General features: G+C 62.5%; 5 protein-coding genes and 1 pseudogene. 5 read left to right on the top strand and 1 reads right to left on the bottom strand.

The window, feature by feature from the left end; all coding sequences use genetic code 11:
• The 4 genes and pseudogenes from WCE35_RS25140 to WCE35_RS25155 form a co-directional block, all read left to right on the top strand.
• Positions 1-257, top strand: a pseudogene (locus tag WCE35_RS25140) (outer membrane protein); the annotation flags it as partial.
• Between the two features lie 316 nt (positions 258-573).
• A complete protein-coding gene (locus WCE35_RS25145) occupies positions 574-759 on the top strand; it encodes a hypothetical protein (protein ID WP_424596006.1) in 186 nt (61 codons plus the stop codon).
• Between the two features lie 45 nt (positions 760-804).
• On the top strand, positions 805-1,575 hold the full coding sequence (locus WCE35_RS25150; RefSeq protein ID WP_424596007.1) for an SDR family NAD(P)-dependent oxidoreductase: 771 nt from the start codon (positions 805-807) through the stop codon (positions 1,573-1,575).
• A 320-nt stretch (positions 1,576-1,895) separates the two neighbouring features.
• Complete coding sequence (locus WCE35_RS25155; protein ID WP_424596008.1) at positions 1,896-2,621, top strand: outer membrane protein; 726 nt, start codon at positions 1,896-1,898, stop codon at positions 2,619-2,621.
• 113 nt (positions 2,622-2,734) lie between these two features.
• On the opposite strand, the gene WCE35_RS25160 is transcribed toward WCE35_RS25155, so the two are convergent.
• Positions 2,735-4,240 (bottom strand): caspase family protein, encoded by a 1,506-nt coding sequence (locus WCE35_RS25160; protein ID WP_424596009.1) that lies wholly within the window; start codon positions 4,238-4,240, stop codon positions 2,735-2,737.
• Between the two features lie 449 nt (positions 4,241-4,689).
• On the opposite strand from WCE35_RS25160, the gene WCE35_RS25165 reads away from it, so the two are divergent.
• The coding region (locus WCE35_RS25165) for a DEAD/DEAH box helicase (RefSeq protein ID WP_424596010.1) at positions 4,690-5,978 on the top strand (1,289 nt) is incomplete at its 3' end.

Below are 5,978 nucleotides of genomic sequence, written 5' to 3' on the forward strand. Positions count from 1 at the left end.
TCTACCTCGACAAGAAAACCTCTAAAGGTTACTTCATTGGCGCCGGCGACGAATATGCGTTGAGCTTCCTGCCCGGCCTGTTTTGGAAGACCGAATACCGCTTCTCGCAGTATGATACCCAGACCAATCCGATTCGAATCACAGCTACTGGCCTACCGGGTGGCGACTCTCTCGACTCAAAGACGTGGGTCCACACCGTCCGCAGCGAATTGGTCTACCGCTTCAACTGGGGTGGCCCGGTCGTTGCCAAGTACTGATCCCTGCTGAAATCTCAGCGGCTCAAAAGCCCCGGCATCGTCCGGGGCTTTTTTGTTGTCAGCATTGCCAAGCTTGTCGCACGCCGGATCATTGGTTGCTGATCTCCAGCGGCACCGATCGCCCGCAGCAACACGCGAACGCGCTTCCTGCGATTGATGTCGGTGAGATCCTTCCGGCCTTGCCGACCCGAACCGAACCGTGTTCGATGGGAAGTTACGGCCGCCCCTCGCTTCGGTTTCGGGTATCCTAACACCAGCCGCCAACCGCCCAATCCGCGCACCGCGACAGAAAGCCGGCCGGCAACAGGGGAATTTTATGCGCAACGCACTTTTGATCGTCGGCTTTCTCGCGCTTGCCATCGGGCTATTGTGGATCGGCCAGGGCACCGGCGTGATCCGCTGGCCGCCATCGAGCTTCATGATCGCCCAGCTCCAGTGGGCCGGATATGGCGCGGTGCTCGGCGCCGTCGGCCTGATCCTGATCTGGCAGGGTCGGCGCTGATCGGGCAGGCTTGCCGCGGCATTCAACCACGACCGGACAAAAACGATGAAGACCGGACTGTTCGACCTCAGCGGCAAGGTGGCTGTCATCACCGGCGGCAATGGCGGCATCGGGCTCGGCATGGCGCGGGGAATGGCGGAAGCCGGCGCCGCGGTCGCGGTGGTCGGACGCAATGAGGCGAAGTCGCTGGCGGCGGTCGGCGAGCTCGAACAAGGCGGCGCCAAAGCCATATCCGTGGTCGCGGATGTCACCGACAAGGCTGCGGTCGCTGACATGGTCGCGCGTGTCACAAGCGCGTTCGGCCGGGTCGACATCCTCGTCAACAATGCCGGGATCAATATCCGCAAACCGCCCCAGGCGCTGGATCTCGCCGAGTGGGAGCGCGTGATTGCGACTAACCTCACCAGCGCCTTCCTGTGCTCGCAGGCGGTCTACCCCGCGATGAAGCAGGCCGGCGGCGGCAAGATCGTCAATATCGGCTCGATGATGTCGATCTTCGGCGCCGGTTTTGCGCCGGCCTATGCCGCGAGCAAGGGCGGCATCGTGCAGTTCACGCGCGCCTGCGCGGTCGCCTGGGCCGCCGACAACATTCAGGTCAATGCGGTGCTGCCGGGCTGGATCGACACCGAGCTCACCCGGCGCGCCCGCGACGAAATCGAGGGCCTGCATGACCGCATCCTGGCGCGCACGCCGGCGGCGCGATGGGGCGCGATCGGCGACTTTGCCGGCATCGCGGTGTTTCTCGCATCGCGCGCATCGGACTTTGTCACCGGCGCCGCGATTCCTGTCGACGGCGGGTTTTCGATCATGGGCTGAAGCCCCGAGAAGACTGTCCTTTTCAGGATTGCTTCACCGGCAAAAGTCCCGGCGCTGGGGCGGTGAGTCGGAAGAGTCAGCAAAAATCACTCTTTCGCTTGTCGCCTTCATGACGGGGTTTACCGTTACGCGCCACCCGCGCCCGGTATTCGAGTGTTGGAAAGCCCCGAAAAATCGAAGAAAAAAGGCCAAATCTGGGCAGTGGCTGGCGGCGAAATCAGTCGCGTGTTGCAGCTCAGCGACAGTATTTTCGAGATTCCTACGGTAGGTTGTCCTCAGTTGTCGCACACTCTGCCACCTACCTTAGTTTGGGGGATAAAATGAAAAGGCTGGTTCTTACGCTGTCCGCTCTAGTCCTTGGCACAGTAGCTGCTTCCGCTGCCGATATGGCGGTGAAGGCTCGGCCCGCGCCGCTCCCGGTTCCGCTCTATGACTGGTCCGGGTGCTACATCGGCGGTCATGCCGGTGGAACGTGGGGCAGGACGAACGTGGACATCCCGCTTTACCCTTTCAACTATAATGCGGACTCGTCGAGCTTCTCCGGCGGTGTTTTGGGCGGCTGCCAGCTCATGACCCAGAGCCGCTTCGTGTTCGGTCTCGAAGGCGACTACACCTGGATGGACCTCGACACCACCCACCTCACCACGGGGCTTGGCAATACCGAGCTGTTCCACACTCACAACGATCAAATGGCTTCGATCCGCGGCCGCATCGGGTATTCACCCATCAGCATGCCGAACCTGCTACTTTACGGAACGGGCGGCTACGCCACTGCGCATTTGAGCCAAGCCAACTACATCCCGCTCGCACCCCCAGCGAATCCTTTTAGGAGCGGTTGGGCCAATGGTTGGGTAGCGGGCGTTGGCGTCGAATGGGCCTTTGCTTCGAACTGGATTGCGGGCGTGGAATATCTGCACGCAGAATTCGATCGCCAAAATTTCGTCTACAACGGACCGACATCAGTCAAGCTCTCGGAGACGGATACTGTGCGAGCACGCCTGAGCTACAAGTTCAATTGGGCGACGCCGGTCGTCGCGAAGTACTGAGATTCGGTCTCCTGAAAAAACCTAAAGCCCCGGCATCGTCCGGGGCTTTTTGTTGCGGATCATCATTCAGAGATCCCGTGGCGCCCAGATATTCGGGCGCGGCACGGTCGCGCTTAGCGACGGAAACTCTTGATTTCCGAGACGCTGCCGTCGCGATAGGTCAATTCCACCGAAACGAACTGGGTCGACGGCGCGAGCTTGAGATAGGGCTGCGCGTCGTGGGGGATGACGCTGGGGTCCCTGGGATCGCAGGGCGGCATTTTCAACACCTTGTCCGGCACCGCTGAGTCGATGCCGACGCGGACTTCGCGGATCGCGCAGCGATACGACATCAGATGGGTGTAGTAGACGAGCAGTCCGTTGAACTCGCGAAATGACAGCCAGCTCGTCGCGGTCATGTCGAGGATTTTGCGCTGGTCGCGGATCAGCGCGGCTTCGGGATCGAATTTGATCGGAAACGGTCCCTGCATGTCGCCGGAGGTGTCGACATAACGAACCTGAATGGTCGAAGCCGGTGCGTCGGCGGGAAGCTCGATCGACGGGTTCGGCATCCGCTTGCGGGTGCGCGAATCGAGCGTGTCGATGAAGCCGGTCTCGCGGAAATCTCCGGTTTCCCCGATCCGCCAGGAAATCCCGAGCGCAGGGTCCGCGATCGAGAACACGACGGTCCAGCCGCCATTGTGGCGCGAGAACATCGCGATCGGCGCATTGACGCTGTCGTTTGGCGGCGCGATCCGCGGCACCGCCACCGGCGGCAGCGCCGCGACCTTTTGCGGGGCCTCGACCGGTTTTGCCGGCTGCGCTTGCGCGCCGGCCGCGGTGCCGTTCAAAAACACGTCGTCGACCATCTGGTCGAAATAGACCGGAATCTGCTTGTGGCTGACGGTCTCGGCCATTTCGCTGACCAGCCGCCGCGTGCGCTGCGCGACCTGCACGAGGTTGACACCGGGCTGCGTCAGCTCTTTTGCGAAGGTGCGGGTGAACACCGAATTGGGATTGGTGTCGCTGTTGGACAGACGATCGAGCGCGGTCTGCCGGGGCCCCGCTGAAAACACCGAAAACACGCCTTCCGGCAATTGCGTCATCGGCGCGAGACCGCCGCCGCCGGCGACCGCGCGGGTGCCCGACCGCTCGAACGGATTGTTGCGGCAGGCGTCGAACACCAGGATCGAGGTGCGCACCTTCTTGTTCTGCAGCCGCTCGATGACGCGGTCGGCCAGGATCGAGGCGTCGCGCACCAGCTCCTCCTGGCCCTCGGTCGCCGCCGGCACATCGGTCGGCAACAGGAAATTCTGTCCGGCGATCTCAAAACCGTGGCCGGCATAGAAGAAGAACGCGGTGTCGCCCGGCCCGACCGCCTTGTCGAAGGCGAGCAATGTCTCGCTGAACGCCTGCCGGGTCTGGTTCTCCGCGACCATGACGGAAAAGCCGAGTTGCTTCAGCGTGTCGCCCATGGTGCGGGCGTCGTTGACCGCCTTCTGCAGCTTCGGCACGTTCCTGTAATCATTGTTGCCGATCACCAGCGCGACGCGCTTTTCGGCATGGGCCGGTGCTGCGAACAGCAACAAAGAAGCCGCGAAGCCCGATGCCAATGCGGCCCTGACCGACAACCATTTCATTCGATTTCCCTGCCCTGCACGCATTGTGAGCCGCGATTCCCGGGAATGGTTTTCCGGTAGTCTGCGGACGCAGAATACCGGTTCAAGCAGGCTGGGGGCGCCACGGTCATGGTATGTTCAAAACGGCGCCGGTCAGGGCCGGTCGCCGATACCCGGTGAAACTCGCAGCACACGACCTCGGTCATTTGGCTGCAAAATGACGATACGGCCGTTATTTGTGCGAAAACATTAAGTCTTTTCGGCTATTTGACCCGTTCCAAGATTGACTTTGGCCATTTCGCACCTATGTTCGGACGTAACGCGGCCTTGGATCGAAACGCGATTCCTCAAGATTAGCCGCTCGTCAGCGTAAGTTCAGAGCCCCCAGCTTCATAAAGCGCGCCGTTTCGGGGCTAACGCGACAGCCTTTTTACCCTCGATTCCGAACGGCGGTGTCGACCAGAGGCTCAATGTCTTTTTCCCATCTCGGTCTTTCCGAAAAGGTTCTCGCCGCTGTCGCGGCCACCGGCTACACCACCCCGACCCCCATTCAGGAACAGGCGATCCCCCACGTTCTGGCCCGCCGCGACGTTCTCGGCATCGCCCAGACCGGTACCGGCAAAACCGCGGCCTTCGTCCTTCCGATGCTCACCATGCTGGAAAAGGGCCGCGCCCGGGCCCGGATGCCCCGCACCCTCATCCTGGAGCCGACGCGCGAACTCGCCGCCCAGGTGAAGGAGAACTTTGACAAATATGGCGCGGGGCAGAAGCTCAATGTCGCACTCCTGATCGGCGGCGTCTCGTTCGGCGACCAGGACTCCAAATTGACCCGCGGCGTCGACGTGCTGATCGCCACCCCCGGCCGGCTGCTCGACCATACCGAGCGCGGCGGCCTGCTGCTCACCGGCGTCGAATTGCTGGTGATCGACGAAGCCGATCGCATGCTGGACATGGGCTTCATCCCGGACATCGAGCGGATCTGCAAGCTGGTTCCGTTCACGCGGCAGACGCTGTTCTTCACCGCGACGATGCCGACCGAAATCCGCCGCATCACCGAAACCTTCCTGCACAATCCGGAGAAGGTCGAGGTTTCGAGGCCGGCGACGACGGTGGGCGGCGTGTCCCAGTTCCAGGTCAACATTGGCCGCGAGCCGCACGAAAAACGCGAGGTGCTGCGTCGACTGCTGCGCGACGCCAAGGATCTCAACAACGCGATCATCTTCTGCAACCGCAAGCGGGAGGTCGCCGTCCTGCACAAATCGCTGCAGAAGCACGGCTTCAGCGTCGGCGCCCTGCACGGCGACATGGATCAGTCCGCCCGCACGGCGGCGCTCGACCAGTTCCGCAAGGGCGAAATTCCGCTGCTGGTCGCCTCCGATGTCGCAGCGCGCGGCCTGGATATTCCGGCCGTCAGCCACGTCTTCAACTTCGACGTCCCGCACCATGCCGATGACTACGTCCACCGCATCGGCCGCACCGCACGCGCCGGACGCGCCGGCACTGCGATCTCCATCGTCACCCCGCTCGACGTCAAATCGATGGCAGCGATCGAGAAGTTGATCGGCCAGAGCATTCCGCGCGCCGAAGGCGATTTCACGGTTCATTCGGAATCCTCCGACGCGCCGCCGCGGCAATCGCGCGAGCGCGAAGCTGCAAGAGATGGGTCAAAGGAAGGTTCGCGCGGCGGTCGCAAGCCCCGTCGCGAACGCGAGCCGCGCCGCGCCGGCAGCGGCCGCGGCCCCAAGCCGCAACCGGAGGC

The organism is Bradyrhizobium sp. (assembly GCF_049691595.1).
GTDB lineage: Bacteria > Pseudomonadota > Alphaproteobacteria > Rhizobiales > Xanthobacteraceae > Bradyrhizobium.